This window comes from Cytophagaceae bacterium ABcell3, assembly GCA_030913385.1.
Lineage (GTDB): Bacteria > Bacteroidota > Bacteroidia > Cytophagales > Cytophagaceae > ABcell3.
The window spans coordinates 356,466-376,831 of sequence record CP133159.1 but is presented as its reverse complement, the minus strand read 5'-3'; the positions used below and the strand labels follow the sequence as shown (position 1 = coordinate 376,831).

Sequence of the window (20,366 nt, the reverse complement as noted above, 5' to 3'; positions counted from 1 at the left end):
ATGGAAGAGCAGCTTTTTGAAAATAGAACAGATCTGGATAAACTGGCAACCTCTGCTGAAGCTATTAGGGCAGAAGTTTCTAAGCTTGTGGTAGGGCAAGACCGGATGGTAAACTTGTTGATTACAGCCATTCTTTGCGATGGGCATGTATTAATCGAGGGAGTGCCTGGGGTAGCAAAAACGTTAACAGCCAAAGCCTTGTCAAAAACCATTTCAGCAGGGTTCTCCCGTATTCAGTTCACCCCCGATCTAATGCCTTCTGATGTGTTGGGAACATCTGTTTTTAACATGAAGACTACCGACTTTGATTTTAAGAAAGGGCCTATATTTTCAAATATTATCCTGATAGATGAAATTAACCGAGCTCCTGCCAAAACACAGTCCTCCCTGTTTGAAGTCATGGAAGAGCGGCAGGTTACTATTGATGGCCAGACCTATCTTATGGGCAAGCCTTTTATGGTCCTGGCTACACAAAATCCAGTTGAACAAGAAGGTACTTATAGGTTGCCAGAAGCTCAGCTAGACAGGTTTCTGTTTAAAATAGATGTTACCTATCCATCCAGGAAGGAAGAGGTGCAGATGTTATACAACCATCATAAGAGAAAAGGTGCCCCTGACCTTTCTGTTATCAACGCTGTGTTGGATCCGGAAAAAATTGAAAACTTTAGGGCTATAGTCCAGAACATCCATGTTGAAGATAAAATCATTGACTATATAGCGGCTATTGTAGAGCAGACCAGAAATGACCGTTCGGTATTTTTGGGCGCTTCTCCTAGGGCGGCTGTTGCATTACTGTCTGCTTCTAAAGCTTATGCGGCTCTGAGTGCTCGGGATTTTGTAACTCCAGAGGATATTAAAGAGCTTGCGCCAGCAATCTTCCGTCATAGGATCATTTTGACTCCCGAAAAGGAGATGGAGGGTGTACCGACAGATGAAGTTATAACAAATCTTATCAACGCTATAGAGGTGCCAAGGTAGTGAAGCTCATTAAAACATTATATTTTACAAAGCGACTTTTTATCCTGCTTGGGGCAAGTGCGGTGGTGTTTGTATTGTCATTTTTCTTTCCAATTTTAAATGCGCCTGCTGCTTTTCTGTTTTTGGCCGTAGCTGCTTTTCTGTTATTGGATGTGGCCATGCTATTTAGTGGCCGTAGGCGTATAATTGCTTCCAGAAGTATTCCCCCAAGGCTTTCAAATGGCGATGAAAACCCGACATGCGTACGCTTAAGGAACAATTACCCCTATGCTGTAAATATTACTTTGACAGATGAGCTTCCCATTCAACTGCAGGAAAGGGATTTTTCCCGCTCCTCAAGATTGCGTTCGGGTAAAGGCAAAGAGGTCATATACCATATACGCCCTTTTGAAAGAGGGTTATATCAGTTTGGCCGTATTAATGTTTTTGTAAAAGGTTTGCTGGGTTTGGCAGAACGGAGGTTTATATTTTCGCAAGAACAAGAGGTTCCTGTTTACCCTTCTTTTCTTCAAATGCGGAGGTATGAAATGCTTGCCTTTAGCAGTCGGGTTTTTGACACCGGTATCCGTCGCTTGCGTAGGTCTGGCAACACGATGGAATTTGAGCAAATAAAGGAATATGTTGCTGGCGATGATATTCGTACTATTAACAGAAATGCTACGGCTAGGGCTGCCAAGTTGATGGTCAATCAATACCAGGATGAAAGGTCCAGGTCAGTCTATTGTATTATAGACAAAGGTCGGGCTATGAAAATGCCTTTTGAAAAAATGACACTTTTGGACTATGCTATCAATGCCACGCTGGCCATTTCTAATATTGTTCTAAAAAAAGACGATAAGGCAGGTTTAATAACTTTTGATCATCAAATAGAAAGCATGGTAACGGCCGAAAGGAAAGGGGCTACTTTGCAGAAGGTTATGCACAACCTGTATAACCTTCAAACAAGTTTTACAGAGCCTGATTTTCCTTTGCTTTATACCCACATTAGCCGTAAAATCAACCAACGCAGTCTTATGCTGTTGTTTACCAATTTTGAGTCTCTTTCATCCCTCCGACGGCAGTTGCCTTATTTAAGAAAATTGGCCCTCAACCATTTGTTGGTTGTTATATTCTTTGAAAATACTGAACTAAAAGCGCTAGCGGAACAAAAAGCTTCTGATACAGGAGCTATTTATGTAAAAACGATTGCCGAAAAGTTAAATTTTGAGAAAAAGCTTATACGCAAAGAGTTGGAGATTTTCGGCATTGCCTCGGTATTGACCACACCTCAGGAACTTACCTTGTCCACCATCAATAAATACATGGAGGTTAAGGCTAGGAATATGCTTTAAAAAACTACTTGCTAACTTTTGAATATTGCTACACTAATATTACTTTCGATTTTAGGTTGTTGACTTTTTGATTTTTCAGAATTGTTAGAAGGCCGTTAACGGTTTCTTGGCTAGCTGATAATAACCTCTAGACTAATTAACAACTAAAAGTCAACCTATGGATGCTATTGCATTTTTTGGAACTAGGAATACACTTTTATTCATTTTGTATAAATTTTTAATATGGTTTCTAACAAATACGATGTAACAATTGTTGGAGGCGGAGCTATGGGCCTTTCTACTGCTTACCATTTAGCCAGCACAGGTAAAAAAGTTTTGGTGCTGGAAAAGTATGGTTTTAATAATCAAAACGGAAGCTCTGCCGGTGACTCCCGACAATTTCGTCTACAATATGCGCAAAAGTACATGTCTCAGCTTGCACTGGACTCTGTAAAATATTGGGATGACTTACAAAAGCATTCAAATGAACAGCTTATAGATAAAACAGGTTCTTTATGGTTCGGCTCTCCTGATATTAGCTCACAGGAAGGTGGGATCAATGCCGCCATGCAGGTTATGGATGAGCTGAATATTTCTTATGAAAAATTGGAGGCAAAGCAAATTGAGGAGAAATATCATTTTAAAAACTTGCCTTCTGATTATAGTGGGTTTTTCCAAAAAGATGGTGGAATTATTAATCTAAATGCGACACTATCAGCCTTGTTCAGGTTTGTAGACAATGCAGAAAATATTGATCTAAAGGAGTTTTCTCCTGTAACAGATATCCAATCTAATGCTGATGGCATTATACAGGTTTTTGCAAATGGCACATGCTACACAACTGAAAAGCTAATAATTACAGCTGGCGCTTATGTTAATGATGCACTTCAGCACCTGGGACTTTCAGTGGATATCAATATCTGGGAAATGTCTTCTGCATATTATAAAGTAGAAGACCCTACTGTAAAATATCCCACCTGGTTTGTTTTTCAAGAACCTCAGGATACCAATTTGTTTTATGGATTCCCTGAGGTTGACTGGTCTAATCCTGGTTATATCAGAGTAGCACCAGATATTCCTGACAGGGTTATAATAGATCCAGTAGACAGAACTGGTATACCAAGCCAGAAGAGTTTGAGGTATAACTCGGATTGGGTACTAAAGCATATGAAAGGTGTTTCTGATAAACCTGCTTATGAGTCTACTTGCTTGATTGCACTGAGCAATAATTCTAAAGAGCTTTTGCTTGACTTTGCGCCAGACTGGTTGCACAACAATAAGAACATTGTGGTTTATACTGGAGGATGGGCTGCAAAGTTTATTCCGCTACTTGGAAAAATGATTGCGGATATGGCCATTGAGGGAGCCACTTCTTATGACATCAGCCCTTTTAAAATTTCTTGGCCAAAAGTCAGAGGAGAGTATAGTAAGTATTTCAGAACAGATAAGGAAGATGATCTCAAACTTGATGTAGCGATTATTGGAGGAGGTGCTTCTGGTTTATATTCTGGATACAGGCTACTATCGGGAAAAGATGCGAATGGGAAACCTTTAGGCAAAAAGGTGAATATATTTGAGATGGGGGAGCGTGTTGGAGGTAGACTGGAATCTGTTAAGTTGCCAGGCATGAATGTAGTTGGAGAGCTTGGGGGGATGCGTTATATGACAGAACAGAAAATTGTGACCGGTCTCATAGAAAAAGTATTTGCTACAAAATATGGGTTGAAGTCTTTGCCTTTTCCTATGGGTGATCCTTCACACCACCTTTATTATTTAAGAGGGCAGAGGTTTTTTGCTAGTAGGTTCCGCCAGTCAAAAATTACAGGCGATGGTTTTAAGACTCGATATTTTCTGGATGAGAAATTTGAAGGGTTAAGCTCGGATGAAATTTTTATCAGTATCATAGATGAGGTGCTTAAGGCAGATGGGTATTCTCTTGAAGATATACAGAATAGTGAAGACCCTGTGCGTAAATGGGACGAGGTCAAGCAAAAGTTGACCTACAGGTTTGACGGGCCTTATAAAGACATGCCTGTTTATAAAATGGGATTCTGGAACCTGATCAAAGACCGCTCTTCAGAAGAGTGTTATACTTTTCTTTCCCAGGCAGGAGGTTATTACTCTAATACTTTAAACTGGAATGCAGCCGAAGCGTTTCCATATATGGCGGGAGACTTTGCTGATGCAGAAACAGTATATAAGACTATTCAAGGTGGTTTTGACCAAGTGCTTACCTGTTTGGCTTCTTCATTCCTAGAGCTTGGAGGAACTATATGGACAAAAAATAAACTGGTTCGGTTTGACAAAAATGCGGATAGTGAGTACAGGTATGTGCTTAAAATGTATAATATTGAAAGCGACTCCTATTATAATGTCTATGCAAAAGACATCATTTTAGGCATGCCACGAAGATCACTGCAACTGCTCGACCAGTACAATTTCTTTTTTGATCCTGATAAGCAGAAGGAGCTACAACATAACCTTGCCTCTGTTATAATTGAGCCTTCTTTTAAAATATTGTTAGGCTTTGAAGAACCCTGGTGGAAGAAAACATTAGGAGCAGAAGCTGGAGAGTCTATAACCGACCTTCCGATGCGGCAGTGTTACTATTTTGGAACAGATCCTGAAAATTCTCACTCATTGTTCCTTTCTAGCTATAATGATATGAGAACAGTGGCCTTCTGGAAAACCCTTGAATTTGGCAAACCTTTTGGAACACGTGAAACTCGGCTCGTAAAAGGGGGAAATGCGGAATATCCTGATACTTATGACCATGCCACAGAGGCAATGGTGGAAGAGGTAATGAAACAGGTTAGGGAGCTGCACGGTGACAAGATTCAGGTTCCGGTTCCTTACACTTCTGCATACAAAGACTGGACGGAAGATCCGTTTGGCGGAGGCTACCATGCATGGAAGGCCGTTTATAAAGTCTGGGAAGTAATGCCATATGTCCGGCAGCCTATGCCGGAAGAGCGGATATTTATCGCAGGTGAGGCATATTCTGATCAGCAGGGATGGGTAGAAGGAGCATTATGTGTTACAGAGCATATTATGAGGGAGAAGTATGGCCTGTCCTGTCCTGAATGGCTTGATAAAGATTATTACCTAGGATGGTAAAATTAAGTAGGGTTTGCTGAATTCTTTTGACAGAAGTTCTAAAAAAGAGATTGTTTTACTTGTTAGAAATTTAAAAACAGCCAAGTATATGCTTGGCTGTTTTTTTCTTTTTGCCCACGCAATAGGACTGCTGCATACTTTTTCACCCTATACCCCAAAAGGAAAAGTTTCTGGCGTAAGCAATCCATCGGGTTTTATGTGCAGCGGGTGTACCGCTTTTGACTTGTCTATATAAAGAAAAGCATCATACCTTTTTGCGAGTTTAGTTGGTACGTAATTGTGCTTTTCTCTCTTGGGGTCATAGACAACCCCGATAGCTCGATGTTGCAACCAGCTTTCGAATACATTTTTTAGGTTTTCATTGTCCTTAAATATTAACAGCTTATTGTCTGAAGATACAGCGTGCAGTATATCTTCTACGCTGTTTTTTGCGGCTGGCGGTACTTCCATTTCCTCCATTTCAGCTCCCCACATTCGTCCAGCGATGACAGAGCCTTCATAAGATCCAAATCCCACCAGCACCACATCTTTTTCGTCATGCTGCTGCCTAACTAGCTGCCCGACATTCAGCAAACCGTCGTCTGCCATGTCTGTATATCTGGCGTCACCAATATGGGTGTTGTGCTCCCATACGATAACTTTAGCGTCAGGACCATGGAAATCCATAAGGGCGTTCAGCGTTTCGGTCATATGTCTGTCTCGCACATTCCATGAAATGTCTCCAAACTGAGACATAGCCCGGTAGTATTTTTCGGCGTTGTTAATAACCAGCGCATTGATTTCTGTATTTAACCCAGCTTCACTATCTCCATTATACTGGTCTGCGTTTTTTCTTACCTCCATCAGCAGTTTTACCACCTCTTCTTTACAGGTCGGGTCAAGGGTGTTCATTACAGAAGCATAAGCGTCCTCTTGCATATCGTATGGTTCAAAACAGTCTATGGCTCGTTTCGCATATTTGGCAGTTTCTGGGTCTTCTTTTTCCAAATAAGAAACAATAGTTTCCATAGATTCCCATAGGCTATAAACATCTAGTCCATAAAATCCTATTTTTTTGTCATTGGCTAAACCTTGGTTGTGCACCTGCATCCATTGCGTCAGCGCTACTGTTTCCCAGTTTGCCCACATCCAAGTTGGCCATCGTTTAATCTCTTTTAAAACATCGGTGATTTTTTCTCCGGCATCTTTATACCCTTTTACCCATCGATTGATTTTGTAGCAATCGGGCCAGTCCCCTTCTACAGCAATAAAAGAAAACCCTTTTTCTTGTATCAGTCGTTTAGATATTTCGGCCCTCCATGTATAATATTCATGCGTGCCATGGGTAGCTTCTCCCAGTAATACATACTTGGCCTCGCCTATTCTTTCCATTAAAGGGTCAAGGTCTCCTGGCGTTTGGAGTGGATGATATCCTTTTGCTGTTTCCGGACTTATGTGGAGTAAATCGTTTCTACCTATCATCATATTAGGGCTTTATTATAGCTAACTATGAGCTTGCCTTAATGTTAGGTAAATGGGTGCTGGAAGTTGTGATGTAGGGCTTTGGGTGCGGTAGGGGATAAATCGAGAAGTGGATATCTTCAAGTGCAACTGCTAACAATAGGTATAAGCTGACTTGAAGTGCTGGTCTTGATTTTTGTTTCTTTTGTTTGAATTCTAAATGTATTCATGTAATTTATGGGTTCGAATTCAATGGTTCCTGGGAGCAGGCAAATATCCGCAATATACAAGAATGAATACAGAATATTATAAGATTCCGCTTGATTTTAATCGGATTTTTGAAAATAAAGAGCTGAAAAAGTGTGATATCGGTGAGGCTATTTCTCAAAACCTTCAGCTTATCATTGTAAGCCACAATGGGGAGCATAGGCATAATCCTTCGTTTGGATGTGAAATCTGGGAAATGGACTTCGACTTGATCATGAACCTGAGAACATGGGAAGAGAAGTTAAGAAAGTCTCTCTTGAACGCTATCTCTGAAAATGAGAAGAAGCTGGAGCATGTAGAGGTAGAGGTTAAAGTATCGGAAGTGGAAAAGAAATTTATCAAAGACAAATATGCAGCCATAAAGCGCCAGGTTGATATTTTTGTGTATGCTGTTCTGGTAGAGACTGGTGAAAAGTACCACTTTCATACACAGTTGTATTTGAGTCCTATATCTTATAATTAATAAACATGAGCGAGGCTATATATAAAGAGGATATTAAAGGTAGGATGTTGCGTCATGTGGCGGCTTTATGGGGAGTAAAAAATACCGAAGCGCTTGATCCTATTGTTCGTTTACTTGTAGAAGGGTTGGCCGGTGAACTGCATAAAACCCATCAAGAAATTCATACTTTTGAAAAAAGGATTCTTGAAAAAATAGCCCTTCTGTTGACGCCTGGCATTTTGTCCTGCCCTTACCCTGCTCATGCAGTTGCAAAGGCTGTAAGTGTGGAGCCTTCAGATATGCTTTCGGATACCACTTATGTCTCTTATTCTAAGAAGTCTGGCGCTGGAATGCCTGAGTCCAGCTTTAACTTTACTCCAGTTGGTCAATTGAAAATTTTCAATGCTGAAGTTAGTAACCTTTTGATCGGCAATAAGCTATATGCAGTGGATGACTTTGGTCAGAAAACTTTGTTAGCTAATGGGCAATCTTATGAAACGCAAAATAGAAATATCTGGGTAGGGGTTAAGCTTCATGCTGAGATTAAAGATATCGATAGGTTAAACTTGTTTTTTGACCTAAAAAATACCGATTCAAAAAGACCGCTTTTTCAGGTTTTACACGCTGCAGAATTTTATATCAATGGTCATAAAATTAACACGACCAAAGGAGTTGTATATGACGAAAAAATACAAGAAGGCAACCTTTTTTCTGAATATGACCCAACGGTATTGATAGAAAGGGAAGTTAAGCATTTGTATGATGATCATTTTGTCTCTATAAGAACAGAAAAGCAAAAAGCTGATGTAGCAAACCTTATGAGATATTTCCCTGAGGAGTTAGAAGACCTGTTCCTTCCTTCGGAGTTAGAAGATTTTCGTAAAGACCGAATGCTATGGATACAAGTTCTTGCTCCATCCAATATCGAAGACCGTATTTTGCATGACTTTCAGATTTCATGTAATGCCTTTCCAGTTGTTAATCGGCTTGTTAAAAGGCAACAGCAAAGGCTTAAAGGCATTAATAACGTGATGCCTTTTAAAACCGAAGGGTATGAGTTTTTCCTCTCCGTAAAAAGTTTGACTGATAGTACTAATAAGCAGTATAAACAAATACCTTATACCGAAGCGGACCAGAGAAACATTGGTTCTTACTCTGTGAGGATGAATGGTACAGAGCGGATTGATGCGCGAGGCGCAAGGGAGTTTTTATTATATCTTGCAGATTTGATCAGGGATGAAGCGGCTGCTTTTTCTACCTTTGGTCAGGATACAGTAAATAGTGCCGTAAAGGACATAGAGCGATTGCTTGCACAAATAGGGCAACGAATCAATAAAAATAGTACCGCCCACCAAGATAGCTGTCAATATGTTACTGTAGAATATCAGAAAAAGAGCGAGAATTTTCACTTAGAATACTGGGTTACAAATAGTGTATATGCCAACGGCATACATGCAGGTAGTATCCTTAAGCAGGATTTCGGTAGTGCTGTTAAAAACAATAGCTGCATTTTGCTTACCAATACACGTGGAGGAAAACGGGCTTTAGAGCCTTCTAGGCATATAGAGGCTTATAAATATGCTATGCTCAGTCACAACAAGATTGTTACCGCCGAGGATATTAAAGCTTTTTGTATGTATGAATTGGGCGATAAAATATCTTCTGTTAGTGTAAAAAAAGGGCTCATGGTTAGTGAAAACCCTGCCGAAGGCTTAGTTAGATGTGTAGAGGTACACCTGAAGAAAAAAAGGAGGTCACTAGAAGCAATGGAAGAAAATGAGTGGCAGGGGATTATCAATAATTTTAAATCAAAAATGGAACTGCGGTCATCGCTTAACCTTAGCTTTAAGATTGTCCTTGTAGATTAAGAAATCATGATTGACTGCCTAGTAGGGCATCGAACAATGCCCTGCCTGAGAAACAATTTTAAAAGATTTGGATTAAAAGTCTCTCAATTTACTGTACACGGTAAATTAAGAAATGACCGAAAAACCCTTGTACCTATCCCTCATAATTTTTATACAAAAAAAAATAAGTCAACATTTTGGGCGTTTTTCAGCGTGCCATAGTTATTTTCTATGCCATGAAAAACTAAACCATTTCCTACTTGCTAAGAAGGTTGCAGAACAGAGTTTACACCTAATAGTACTTGATCTTTGTTGAGATTAAAGCCGGAAAAATTCTGCTCCTTGCATGTTACCTCAACTTTAATAAAATAATTGGCACCAATAAAAAAATCTGCTATTTCTTCCACAAGCCCTTCTTTTTTACCCCCTTTTAGGAACTGTTTCATATTATTACCGTGCAAGGTGTTTACTTTTATGATTAGGTCAGTTTCGCCATCGCTTATTGGCCCACTGGTTATCATGTTTTTTCCTAATTCACCTACGCCTAGAGGGACAGTTGCAGTCTCCTCTGCTGGTAATGGTTTTATATAAGGGATAATATCAATTTCTGCATCGAGAATCATTCCCATACTTCTTGCCACCAACTCAAAATCATTTCTAATAATATTGATCATGGGTATGATTCTTAGAAAAATATAGCCATGATGATCGTCTAGCCTGTTTAAAACTGGCCATAAATTGGAAAATATTTTGATCAGTTTTGGGTTATTGACATCTTTTTCAAAATCTTCTTCTATTGTATACAGCAAATTTTTTATATGCTGGTACTCACATTCAAATGGCAAAAAGAATTTCCTGGCATCTTCCTCTTCCTGTTTGTGGGTTTTTATTTGGTCGATTACCTCATATTTGTTCTTTTCTGTTCGCCCGCCTTTTTCTTGATGGAATATATTCTCGGGTAAAGAGTCGTAGACACCGTCTCTGTTAGCATGCAGGAAGAGGTATTCTTTATCGTCATATTCTATAAAATCTGTATGAAAACAAGAAACGTCCTTTCTGCACGGCCTTTTAGAGGTGTTCTTGTTTTGAACAACTATTTGTTCTGGCGGAATGCCTAGCCGCTCTAAACCTGAAACTATAGATTCGGCAGTCAGGTCCAAGTCCATATCAATAATGGTGTGCTGAAGCCTCTCTAATATGTTTTTATCTAAAATTTCCATTACATCAAGGCAAATAGTCTTCAGTTATTTTATAATAAGTAACACCGTTTGACCGATGGATAAATTGCTCGTTATTGTGTATGGCATAAAACTTGTCAAGCCTTGCGTTTAGCTCTTCAAAAACCTTCTTAAACTGATGTTTAGGAATTGAAGCTGATGCTAGATGGCTAGGCTTTAATGATTTCAAGCTTGTATTGGTGGATGAATACCCAAAAGCTTTATATATAAAAGTTGAAAGTTTTAGGTTGTTATAAAAGTCATCTTTATTACCAGGAAGTGTTTTTTTCATTGTTTTAACCATGGAATTATAGCAGGTTTTTTGATTGGCCGCACTTAAATTATTGCTTAGGAGATCTAACCTCATGCTTTTGAATGTTATTAGCATGTCCAGGTATTCTTCTTCCGAAAGAAGCAGGCTTTGTTTAAAGTATTTAATGGTGTCTGATGGATATATGGCAACTCCTTTGGCGAAGAAGTTGTGATTTATGTTTCTAAATTTATTTTCCATATTGGCAGGCAGTGAGTTGTTTCCGCCAAAATAACTAGTAAATATTGCATTGGGCTTGCTGTTGAAAACGCCCGGGCTGTTAAAAACTTTACTGACGGACTCTATTACTTGGTTATTTTCGGATTTTATTTGAGATATCAAATTATCAAAAGCACGCAATAAGTAATCCGCATCGGTTTTGTTTCCTACTGTAGGAAACACCAGAAAGCCTTGATGGTTTGAGTTTTCAGGGTAGTCCAAGCAGTATAGGTTACTGGCTCCTGTTTCTATACTTCTGAAAGAATTAGGGTAATTCCTTTGGCGGATATTTCCGACCATGAGCTCCTCTTTGGCAGGGTCTGCTTTTTCAGCGGTTTTTACTAAAAGGCTTTTAGATTGGCTGATAAAAGCTTCGTATTTATCTTCTGAAGAGGAGTATGGTTGGTAAAACATCAGCCTAACGTTTTTAGAGGCTAATGTTTCTGCTAGCTTTCTTGTTTTATAGCTGTTCTCTATGTAGCCATCGTCACCTTTAGTGCTGATCATTACTACAATATTGGTTTCTTCTTCGTGGCCTGTAAAATAGTCAGCTATGCCGTTAAGTCCATCCATAATACCTGAAGCAGAAGCTTGTCTTTTAAACTCTACACTATTCTTTGATACGCTCGTAAGCTCGGGTAGGATCTTAGAAAAGCTTGTATGAAATTGTTTCTGGTTATTGCCAGGTTTTGAACAATCATAAAAGCCATATCTAAAATTTTCGCCATCCATGTTAGATTTAAGATAAGTATCCAGTTCCTGTAGTGTGTTTAGGAAAATAGGCAAATAAGCTCTTGTATCTTCGCCGCTGTTCAAAGCAAAAACTATATTTGTTTTTGCTCTATTGTTGATCATATTACAGAGGTCTGAATAATGTATTTTATTGCCTTTTATATTGAAGATATAAGCATTGCTGTTTTCAAAGGCGTTTAGGACGGTTCCTGTATGCAAAACATTATATGGGCGGTTCTGAATGGTCATTCTTGAAGTTCCAAACACTGGTAAGCCCGGCCATGGAGGGTTATAACCACAGGCTCCTTTTTGTAACGGTACGGCGGAGGACTGCTGTGTGGAGAAATTATAGGCATGCTTGGTAGAAGGAAATAAAAACTGATGAATGGTGTCTTCTTCTACTGAGTGAGGCTCTACACACAATCCTATTCCCCAAGATGCAATAAAGTCGGAAGGTATCCAGCCTAGCATAACAGCCCCTGCGCTACCAGTCTGAAAAGAGGCTTGTTTCCCTATTAGTGACCTGCCTTCGTGGTTTTTGTAAACATATACGATTTCATTAAACAAGCATGTTTTTTTAGGCAGTTCCCTTACAAGTTCCGGGTCTGAGTACAGCTTGATTTTGTCGCCATTGCTATAGCTTTTTAAACTACTAAATATTTCGGAACCGTTTAAGACGGTAACATATTTCGTTGGGCGGAGTGAACTGGCATCTAAAAAGCTTTTGTCGTTAAGCAACAAATTTGCACGACTTACCCATCCAATGTACTCAACATTATCTTCACTGTTTATTTTATTGATTGAAGTTAAGTTGCTTGGGTTATATTTAATGAGCTCTAAAGCGACATCGGTTTCTTTAGCGACATAAAAGCTGTCCAAAAACTGTACTTTTGCAAGCGGGGAAGAAAGTGACTTGTCCGTATAAGTAATATTGTTGCTTCTTGCCGAGTATACTACCCAAGGCTTTTCTATTTCTTTATTGTTTTTACTTGCAGGTTTTTCGGTCGGATACTCATAGCTTTGCGGCTTTTTTTCCACAGACTTTATTTTTCGTGGAGCCACTGTTGGACTTTGGCCTGTTACATAAAATGCAGTAAGTAGCAGGAAATAAGTTAAGAGAACTCTGCTCATTGTCGTTTGTTAATGCTTATTGGTTTTTTTAAAGACTATTGGTGTTTAATGATCAACCTAGAAACACAGTTGGTATTTGGGTTTATTTCGGTTTGAACATCGGCAACAGTTTGCCCAGTTTTAATTTTAAGATTTTGACAGTAGCTGTAAAAGTCAGAAGACATGGCATCGTTTACTACTACTGGTGTATTAGGATTAGCGCATAAAAACTTGTTAACCGCTAATTTGTAATTAGCGTTAAAATTCTCGCCTCGTGCGATTGCCTGAAGTACATCCAGCAGGTCTCCACTAGATGGTGCGCCCCCGCCGCCCCCGCCACTTTTTTTAGGTTTTTTTTCTGTCAATACAGGTTCAGTAACCTCATATTGTGGCAAAATGGTAATCTTGTGTTTGGCAGGTTTGTTCTTGTTGAGATTAGTTTCCAGTGTTACGTTATATACCCCCGGTTTTCTGAATGTATAGAAAGCTTCAGGGTTTCTCGCGTCTATTTTCCCGCTAACTCCGAATTTCCATTCACACCATTCAATGCCTTTGCCTAAAGCCTTAAAGTGAATTTTTTGCCCAGCAATGCCGGATGTGCCGGCAATTATCATAATCATAGAGTCGCCACTTGCAACTGGTGGCGGTGGCATCACTTGAACCAAAAATGTCTTTTCCTTTTTTTTGTCCACAGTTAGTTTCACCAAATAGTTGCCAGCTTCAGCAAAAGCGTATTTGCCTTTTTCTTCCTCGGTGCTTTCACCATTGCCAAACTCCCACTTCACATGTTCGGCATTTCGTGTACTGTCAGCAAAGTAAATATTATCTCCTGCCACAATCCTGTTAGGTTTTACAGAGGCCCTAATAGGTTGTTCTTTAAAAACTGCTGAAACAGAAAATACCAGACCGGCTATTGCCAAGTATATGCCAGCGGTGGTTAACATCAACTTCCTGTTCATAATTATTTGTTCATATTGTTTAGCACCTCTTGTAAACTTAAGTTATTGCGGTTTTGCTGAAAACCCACTTCGCACTCTTCTAAATTCTTTTTAAGAAATGCTTTATTGTTCACGGTATTGACAACTGCTTTTTTATCATAGTAGAGCATACTATAGAAGGTAGCTGCCTGCATATAGGTATTGTGACTGCCGAGCTCTTGGTCTGACTGCCAAAGCTTTTCAAGGGCTTTAAGCTCATAGTTTATACTGCTTTCAAGATGTACTTGCTTGACTTCCGGGTTGAAGCCTGCCAGCATTACCTTTAATGAGTCTAGGTGTTTTAGGTTACCTTTTAATTCTGCCACCAATTTGTTTTTGGCAGCTACCTTTTCTGCTATAGCGTCTTTGTCTTCTAAAGGTTCGCTTTCGTAGTTGCTTAAAAACACCAGCATAAAAACTATAGTAAGCCCAAGCCAGAGGCTTGCCAGATATGCTAGCTGGAGCTTCTTTTCTTCGGAACTTATCTTCAAAAATTTCATATAAGTATTTTGTTAAGGATCTTATTATTTTCGAAATTGTAAGTTTGCCTTATTGCACTCGAGCAGCTTTCTTTTGTAGTTGTCCTCTTCTTCCTTTTCTTCTTGCAGCGATTTTTTAGAATCCAATATAAGGTCAACATCCTTAAGCATGGTTTTGTAAAATTCATATTGGTTATCGCCAGCATTTTCCAAAGCCTCAATTTCTTTGACCGCTTGTTCTTTGACTTTTAAAATTGTTCTTTCCAGCGCTTCTTCATTAGATACCAAGTTTGTATTGAGCAAGCCCAGGTAATTATTTATAGTGTCCATCTTTGCAGATAGAGACGCCATGTTTTCGTTAAAAACCTCCACTTCTTTTTTTCTTTCTTTTATAGCGCTGGCATAGCTTTTAGACGCTTTTAGGAAAAAAAAGCCACAACTAATTGTGATGAAAAGCAAAGCAGTGAAGTAACCGAGGAAAACGAGATACTTCTGCAAAATCTCTTTTCTATTTAGTGCATTCATGTCCTAATTATTAGTCAAAGATGTTTAACTTTTTCACCGTTTGTTTTGCCTGTTGCTGTATAGTTTGGGAAGAAAGCACCACATTTTCTTTTTTCTGCCCGATAAACTCCAAGGTGTCCATTTTGCCCCATATGCTAATCAATGTTTCCATACATGCATTTACTGTTGTCAATGACGCCTTGATATTATAATGGTCATAGTCAATGTTGATGGTATTAAGAAGCGTTCTGTCCAAGTCTCCTGGGCTTAATGATGACCACTCGTAAATGTATTTTAGAAGTTCTTCTTTTTCTTCCGGGTGCATGCATTCTAATGAGGTGTGCACAAGACCCGCCAATGATGACATTAGTGAGATCAGCTTTATCGGCGGCTGCTCTGGGATTTCGTTTTTTAAGGCAAAGTTGTTTTGTGCAATAAAAGCTAACACTTTGGTGCAAACTTCAGAAAAGTTAGTGGCCAAAGGAGAGGGGTTGCTCTTGAGGTGTATTTTTTTTACAACGCTTAGCGCATTTTGGTGAACGTTTTTAAAAGTTTTGATACACTCAGCGTAGAAGTTTTGTAGCTGTGGGTGGCTGTTTATGCTTGTGGATGGCGGAATATAAGATTCATCCAGGGAAAGCATGCCGCCTTTGTTAACTATTCTGCCGACTACAAAGAAATAAGGCCCTAATTCGCCTGCTTTTACTTGTTCGGAGTTCATTATTTCCAGATGGTACTTAACTCCAGTATACGGGTGCCTTGGAGGGTTTTCTTCTAGTGAAGGTTCTCCTTTAGGTGTTCTTTGGTAAGGGTTAGCTACAAGAACTATATTGAATAAATTGGTCTCGCTTGAATTTGCATTGTCCAACAGGTTTTTGGCTTCGCAAGTCAAGTAAGAGTTTTCATTTCTTGTATCTATTTGGATCCTGAATCCGCCTGGAGTTATAGCGTTGCAGTAGTTCATTTCAACTTTTGCACCATTGCCGCCATTCTCCGAAAATTTCAAATTTATGTAATCGGTTTCTCCTTGTATGGGTGGGAGGAGCCCAAAGTTATGTGCTGTTATACGTGTTGATATAGCATCTCTTACTAAGTCAGTAAAGTGTTTATCTGAATCAATGAAGTGGTCTTTGGAAATCTTCATGCCATCGACCCAGTTGACCGGGAAGTTCTTTAAAGGATAGATCATATCTTAGTGTTGTTTACTGTTCACCCTTTTGCACACAATTGTGCAAGGAGCTTTGGCTAGACCGTTCTCTTCTATAGTTTTGTCGTAATCTATAAATCTTTTGTTTTTAAGCAGGGAGGGTTTAAGGTAGAACATCCAATTGTAAAGCTCTCCGTCCTCATCACAATACTGTATTATATTGTCGCAGTATTTGACATTATAGTCATGGATGAACATTTGAAACCATTCATCAAAAGTAAAGTCTAGTGGAGCTTTGGCTTTTACATTGATAAAGTCACTGTCTTCCGGATTTTTTCTCAACTCTATTTCTAAAATTGTTATTCTTTCTAGTGTTTCGGATGTAAAAGTGGGCTCTTGGTAGTTGGGGTTGTATTTCCAAAGCTTATAAATTTCGGTTGGTATGTCCAGTAGTGCATGGTATGTCCAACGAAATAGCATGGGTAGTGCTAAAGTAAAAGTGCAGGTGCTGGCCATGAACCCATATTGTAAGCTCCCAAGCTTGTTGAAGATCAATGAAAAGAGGTAGCTGCCTAGGCACAATATGAGTACGGTGCAAAGCAGGCTCATGGATTTGTCGTTTATATCGTTGCCTGTTGAGAAAAAACTTTCTGTTTTTTTAGAATAGAGGTAGCCTAAACAGAGAAAAATAAGCTGAGTGGCTATATAAAAGCCAGGCATAAAGAAGGTGCCGGCAAAGGTAAACAAACCCGGAACTGCTAAGATAAGTCCACAGAGCAATATAAATACTATCAAAGCCTTATTGCTTAAGGCTTCATTTTTCTTGTTCAGCACTACAAGTACTGCTGCAAAAATGATTGTTACCAGTGGCAACAAAATATAGTTGGTGAAAACGCCCTCCGGTTTCATATGTTTTGGTAAATGCCAGAAAATTTCTTACAAAGCTTTGCAGTTTGGAGGAAGAGGAAAAGCTGCAAAACTGAATGTAAAAGTAATAAAAAATATTACAGTTTCATACCTTTTAAGAAAAGCGTAACTTTTTTATCTATTTAATTGTTTAGAGATTTTTTTTTTATAATATTTCGGAAACATTAAGCTTATTCGTCCTTTGTACATTAAGTGTTGTAACATATAATTACTGTTTAGTCTAATATATTTTTGTAAAAAAATCATAAAATTGTTTTGCCTGAATTGTATGTTTATGCCTACATGAAAATGTATTTCGGGTAGCTATGGGTTTTATAGGCTGTCTTTTTTAGTATTCTTACATGGGTCATTTGTTAAATATAAGTGAAAACTCAAGAGCTGTCTTGAGGATTGCTCAGGCTTTTGCCAGAGAAAATAAGAACGGGTGCTTAGGAGTGTCCCACCTTCTTCGTGCACTTATGCACAGGGAGAGCGGGCTGCATGGCTTTCTGCAATCTCTGGATAAGGACATCTCCTATCTGTCTGAATGGGCTGAGGTGAGAATAGACGAGTGCCCTAAAGTGTCGAAGCTGCCCGATGTACTTTCGCCTGACGATGCTGTGGCTCAGGTTATGGAAGAGGCAGAAAATATTAGGTTTAAAGTCGGGCTGGATCTTATAGAACCGGTATGTCTGCTTGCTGCACTTGTGAAGCCTGGCTATGGCTATTCTGCTGATCAGCTTAAGTCGCTTCCGCTTAGGGAAAAAGAAATTCTTGATGCCCTAATAGGCACTACAGGAATGAAACCTGCTGCGCAAAGTGCAGAACCATTATTGCAAGTTCCCGCAAATGCCGGTACCGGTGCTTTGTATATATACTGTACAGATAAAAATGCCCGTGTTAAAGAAGGGAAGACCGACCCTGTGGTGGGAAGGGATAAGGAGTTGCTGATGATGACGGAGGTTCTTGGGAGAAGGAGTAAGCCTAATGTGTTGATCCTTGGAGAGCCAGGGGTGGGTAAGTCTGCTTTGGTTGATGGTTTTGTCTCCAAGGTTATAGAAGGTAAAGTGCCTGAAAACCTCAAGTCTTCAATTGTTTTTGAGTTGGAAGCAGGAGCGTTGCTTGCCGGAGCTTCTTATAAAGGAGAAGTGGAGGACAGGCTGAAGAAAATCATTAAAGACCTGAAAAGCTTTGAAAAGGCCATCTTGTTTATAGATGAGATTCATACGCTTACAGACCCTAAAGGCCCAGCAGGATCAGGTGTGGCCAATTTGCTGAAACCCGAACTGGCACGGGGCGAGCTTACCATTATAGGAGCCACTACCCAGGAAGAGTTCAGAAAGATCATTGAACCGGACAAAGCGTTTAACCGCAGGTTTGAAACACTTACAGTGCATGAGCCGGATGCTGTTACGGCGGCTAAAATGGTGCAGGGGCTGATCCCTAAATACGAGGAGCATCATAAATTGGATGTGTCCCCGCACGTGATTAAGGAATCTGTGAGATTGGCCAAAAGGTATATTAAGGACAAAAGACTTCCTGATGCAGCCGCTGACCTGCTGGACAGGACAATGGCCGCCGTTAAGATGATGAAAGAAACTTCTGAGGAGGAAATCCTGCTGTTGGAAAAAGAAGTAACGGCTATGGGACAGTCAGAACTTCCTGAAGATGAAAAACTGACAGAGCTTCGCTGGCTTTATGCCACACTTTTTAACAGGATCAGTCCTATCCTTTCAGCACGGCTCGATGAGCAGCAGGATGTGGCTGATGCAGAGTCGTCTGAGGAATTGCAGCCGGTACTTGAATCCATTATTCAAGGTCTTAGGGAGGCATTGGGTGAAACCAAGTCAGAGGTGACCACACATGACCTGGCTTCTGTGATAGCGCATAAAACAGGCATCCCTATTGGTAAAGTGCAGGCTAGGGAAAAAGATAAGTTGCTGTCTATTGAAGACCACCTGCAGAAGCGGGTAATCGGGCAGGACCATGCCATTAAAATACTTTCGGACACGGTTGTGGAGTCGCGTAGTGGGATACTTAAGGCAGGGCAGCCTATTGGTTCCTTCTTTTTTCTCGGCCCTACCGGTACGGGAAAAACTGAACTTACGAAAGCCATAGCTGAATTCCTTTTCAATGACGAAAAGGCCATGATCCGCTTTGATATGTCAGAGTTTAAGGAGGAACATTCTGCTGCGCTGCTTTACGGGGCTCCTCCGGGATATGTAGGATATGAAGAGGGCGGTATGCTTGTCAATAAGATCCGGCAGAAACCTTATTCTGTGGTACTCTTTGATGAAATTGAAAAAGCTCACCATTCGGTATTTGATATTTTCTTGCAGATTATGGATGAAGGGGTGTTGCATGACAAACTGGGCAAAGAAGGGGACTTCAGCAATGCCATTATAATATTTACCTCTAATATTGGTAGCGAGTGGGTTGTGGAGCAGTTCCAGAAAGGGCTGATTCCCTCTTCGCAGCAGCTTATGGATGTTATGGGGAGAAATTTCAGGCCTGAATTTTTGGCAAGGCTCAGTGAGATCGTTCCTTTTGCGCCTATTGCTGAAGACAATGTGGTACGGATACTGGATATACAATTGGCCTCTCTGTTCAGCAGCCTTAACAAGTTGGGCGTACAGTTGTGCCTTTCAGAGCAGGCCAGAAAAAGCCTTGCACTATCAGGCTTTACCCCTAAATACGGTGCCCGTCAATTGAGTGCTGTCATCAGGAACCGCTTGCGCCGGCCAATTGCCAGAATGCTGGTGTCCGGAAAGCTTGGTAAAGGTGATGTGCTATACGCAGACATGCCCGATGGTAAAGAGGAACTGTCATTTGAAATAAATAAAAGTCATACTGAAGCAGGTTTATCAGAACTGCCTTCAGTTCAAAAAGAACATGTTAAATTATAAAAGACAATTCTATGTACAATTATGGAATAGGTGGAAATGAAGTAAAAGCAGATGCTTCAGAAGCAATTTCCGAGATTGCCAATAACAAAACTTTACTTGTACAGAAACTTACCGCCAATGAGCCTCCTAAGCCGGAAGCTGTATATGGGCTGAAGACTGTGGAAGAGGTGTTTGAGCATTTTAAACCAGTGTGTAAGGTAGAATTTGAAACTTCGGAAGGGGGGACAAAAGAGGAAGAGTTCAGGTTTGCCAACCTAGGAGACTTTGGGGCAAAGAATGTGGTGAAAAACAGTCCCTATTTATCTGAACTAGATACTGAAGTTAATCAATATGGTAAAATTGCCAAGCAGTTCAAGAGCAATAAAATTTTGCAGAACCTGTTGGCAGACCCTGAAAGCAACAAGGCTTTGATCGATGCGCTTACCGCTTTGCTTGCAGAACTAAAATCACAGGACTAA

Annotated in this window: 15 protein-coding genes; 7 read left to right on the top strand and 8 right to left on the bottom strand. The window is 40.0% G+C overall.

The genetic code is table 11. From position 1 onward, the window contains the following. The 3 genes from RCC89_01740 (at nucleotide 1) to RCC89_01730 (ending at nucleotide 5,405) form a co-directional block, all read left to right on the top strand. Nucleotides 1-978 carry a MoxR family ATPase gene (locus RCC89_01740; GenBank protein ID WMJ71898.1) on the top strand — a complete coding sequence of 326 codons (978 nt, stop codon included), beginning with the start codon at nucleotides 1-3 and terminating at the stop codon, nucleotides 976-978. After that, complete coding sequence (locus RCC89_01735) at nucleotides 978-2,309, top strand: DUF58 domain-containing protein (GenBank protein ID WMJ71897.1); 1,332 nt, start codon at nucleotides 978-980, stop codon at nucleotides 2,307-2,309. Before RCC89_01740 ends, RCC89_01735 begins: the two co-directional genes overlap by 1 nt. A gap of 222 nt (nucleotides 2,310-2,531) precedes the next feature. Further along, the gene (locus RCC89_01730; protein ID WMJ71896.1) at nucleotides 2,532-5,405 is read left to right on the top strand and encodes an FAD-dependent oxidoreductase; all 2,874 of its coding nucleotides are present in this window, start codon (nucleotides 2,532-2,534) and stop codon (nucleotides 5,403-5,405) included. Nucleotides 5,406-5,552: 147 nt separating this feature from the next. Here RCC89_01730 and RCC89_01725 read toward each other — a convergent pair whose 3' ends face one another. Then, on the bottom strand, nucleotides 5,553-6,869 hold the full coding sequence (locus RCC89_01725) for an erythromycin esterase family protein (GenBank protein WMJ71895.1): 1,317 nt from the start codon (nucleotides 6,867-6,869) through the stop codon (nucleotides 5,553-5,555). Nucleotides 6,870-7,137: 268 nt separating this feature from the next. Between RCC89_01725 and RCC89_01720 the strand changes: the two genes are divergently transcribed. Continuing rightward, a complete protein-coding gene (locus RCC89_01720; GenBank protein WMJ71894.1) occupies nucleotides 7,138-7,575 on the top strand; it encodes a GPW/gp25 family protein in 438 nt (145 codons plus the stop codon). A 5-nt stretch (nucleotides 7,576-7,580) separates the two neighbouring features. Continuing rightward, nucleotides 7,581-9,422 (top strand): type VI secretion system baseplate subunit TssF, encoded by a 1,842-nt coding sequence (locus tag RCC89_01715; protein WMJ71893.1) that lies wholly within the window; start codon nucleotides 7,581-7,583, stop codon nucleotides 9,420-9,422. A gap of 242 nt (nucleotides 9,423-9,664) precedes the next feature. Here the strand turns inward: RCC89_01715 and RCC89_01710 are convergent, their stop codons facing one another. Genes RCC89_01710 through RCC89_01680 form a run of 7 tightly spaced genes read right to left on the bottom strand, consistent with a single transcriptional unit; the run spans nucleotide 9,665 to nucleotide 17,005 of the window. Then, complete coding sequence (locus RCC89_01710; GenBank protein ID WMJ71892.1) at nucleotides 9,665-10,621, bottom strand: hypothetical protein; 957 nt, start codon at nucleotides 10,619-10,621, stop codon at nucleotides 9,665-9,667. A 4-nt stretch (nucleotides 10,622-10,625) separates the two neighbouring features. Next, entirely contained in the window at nucleotides 10,626-13,010 is a 2,385-nt protein-coding gene (tssR, locus tag RCC89_01705; GenBank protein ID WMJ71891.1) for a type VI secretion system protein TssR, read from the bottom strand. 35 nt (nucleotides 13,011-13,045) lie between these two features. After that, nucleotides 13,046-13,948 carry a PKD domain-containing protein gene (locus RCC89_01700; protein WMJ71890.1) on the bottom strand — a complete coding sequence of 301 codons (903 nt, stop codon included), beginning with the start codon at nucleotides 13,946-13,948 and terminating at the stop codon, nucleotides 13,046-13,048. 2 nt (nucleotides 13,949-13,950) lie between these two features. After that, entirely contained in the window at nucleotides 13,951-14,466 is a 516-nt protein-coding gene (gene tssO, locus RCC89_01695) for a type VI secretion system TssO (protein ID WMJ71889.1), read from the bottom strand. A 24-nt stretch (nucleotides 14,467-14,490) separates the two neighbouring features. Beyond that, nucleotides 14,491-14,970, bottom strand: coding sequence for a type VI secretion system TssO (gene tssO / locus RCC89_01690; protein ID WMJ71888.1), 480 nt, complete (start codon nucleotides 14,968-14,970; stop codon nucleotides 14,491-14,493). Nucleotides 14,971-14,980: 10 nt separating this feature from the next. After that, on the bottom strand, nucleotides 14,981-16,138 hold the full coding sequence (locus RCC89_01685) for a hypothetical protein (protein ID WMJ71887.1): 1,158 nt from the start codon (nucleotides 16,136-16,138) through the stop codon (nucleotides 14,981-14,983). Nucleotides 16,139-16,141: 3 nt separating this feature from the next. After that, nucleotides 16,142-17,005 carry a TssN family type VI secretion system protein gene (locus RCC89_01680; protein ID WMJ71886.1) on the bottom strand — a complete coding sequence of 288 codons (864 nt, stop codon included), beginning with the start codon at nucleotides 17,003-17,005 and terminating at the stop codon, nucleotides 16,142-16,144. Nucleotides 17,006-17,364: 359 nt separating this feature from the next. Between RCC89_01680 and RCC89_01675 the strand changes: the two genes are divergently transcribed. Then, nucleotides 17,365-19,908 carry an ATP-dependent Clp protease ATP-binding subunit gene (locus tag RCC89_01675; protein ID WMJ71885.1) on the top strand — a complete coding sequence of 848 codons (2,544 nt, stop codon included), beginning with the start codon at nucleotides 17,365-17,367 and terminating at the stop codon, nucleotides 19,906-19,908. 11 nt (nucleotides 19,909-19,919) lie between these two features. After that, complete coding sequence (locus RCC89_01670; GenBank protein WMJ71884.1) at nucleotides 19,920-20,366, top strand: hypothetical protein; 447 nt, start codon at nucleotides 19,920-19,922, stop codon at nucleotides 20,364-20,366.

Coding starts and splice junctions, on each gene's coding strand:
- RCC89_01740 (WMJ71898.1), top strand. CDS start 1: ATGGAAGAGCAGCTTTTTGAAAATAGAACAGATCTGGATAAACTGGCA.
- RCC89_01730 (WMJ71896.1), top strand. CDS start 2,532: ATGGTTTCTAACAAATACGATGTAACAATTGTTGGAGGCGGAGCTATG.
- RCC89_01725 (WMJ71895.1), bottom strand. CDS start 6,869: ATGATGATAGGTAGAAACGATTTACTCCACATAAGTCCGGAAACAGCA.
- RCC89_01720 (WMJ71894.1), top strand. CDS start 7,138: ATGAATACAGAATATTATAAGATTCCGCTTGATTTTAATCGGATTTTT.
- RCC89_01715 (WMJ71893.1), top strand. CDS start 7,581: ATGAGCGAGGCTATATATAAAGAGGATATTAAAGGTAGGATGTTGCGT.
- RCC89_01710 (WMJ71892.1), bottom strand. CDS start 10,621: ATGGAAATTTTAGATAAAAACATATTAGAGAGGCTTCAGCACACCATT.
- tssR (WMJ71891.1), bottom strand. CDS start 13,010: ATGAGCAGAGTTCTCTTAACTTATTTCCTGCTACTTACTGCATTTTAT.
- RCC89_01700 (WMJ71890.1), bottom strand. CDS start 13,948: ATGAACAGGAAGTTGATGTTAACCACCGCTGGCATATACTTGGCAATA.
- tssO (WMJ71889.1), bottom strand. CDS start 14,466: ATGAAATTTTTGAAGATAAGTTCCGAAGAAAAGAAGCTCCAGCTAGCA.
- tssO (WMJ71888.1), bottom strand. CDS start 14,970: ATGAATGCACTAAATAGAAAAGAGATTTTGCAGAAGTATCTCGTTTTC.
- RCC89_01685 (WMJ71887.1), bottom strand. CDS start 16,138: ATGATCTATCCTTTAAAGAACTTCCCGGTCAACTGGGTCGATGGCATG.
- RCC89_01680 (WMJ71886.1), bottom strand. CDS start 17,005: ATGAAACCGGAGGGCGTTTTCACCAACTATATTTTGTTGCCACTGGTA.
- RCC89_01675 (WMJ71885.1), top strand. CDS start 17,365: ATGGGTCATTTGTTAAATATAAGTGAAAACTCAAGAGCTGTCTTGAGG.
- RCC89_01670 (WMJ71884.1), top strand. CDS start 19,920: ATGTACAATTATGGAATAGGTGGAAATGAAGTAAAAGCAGATGCTTCA.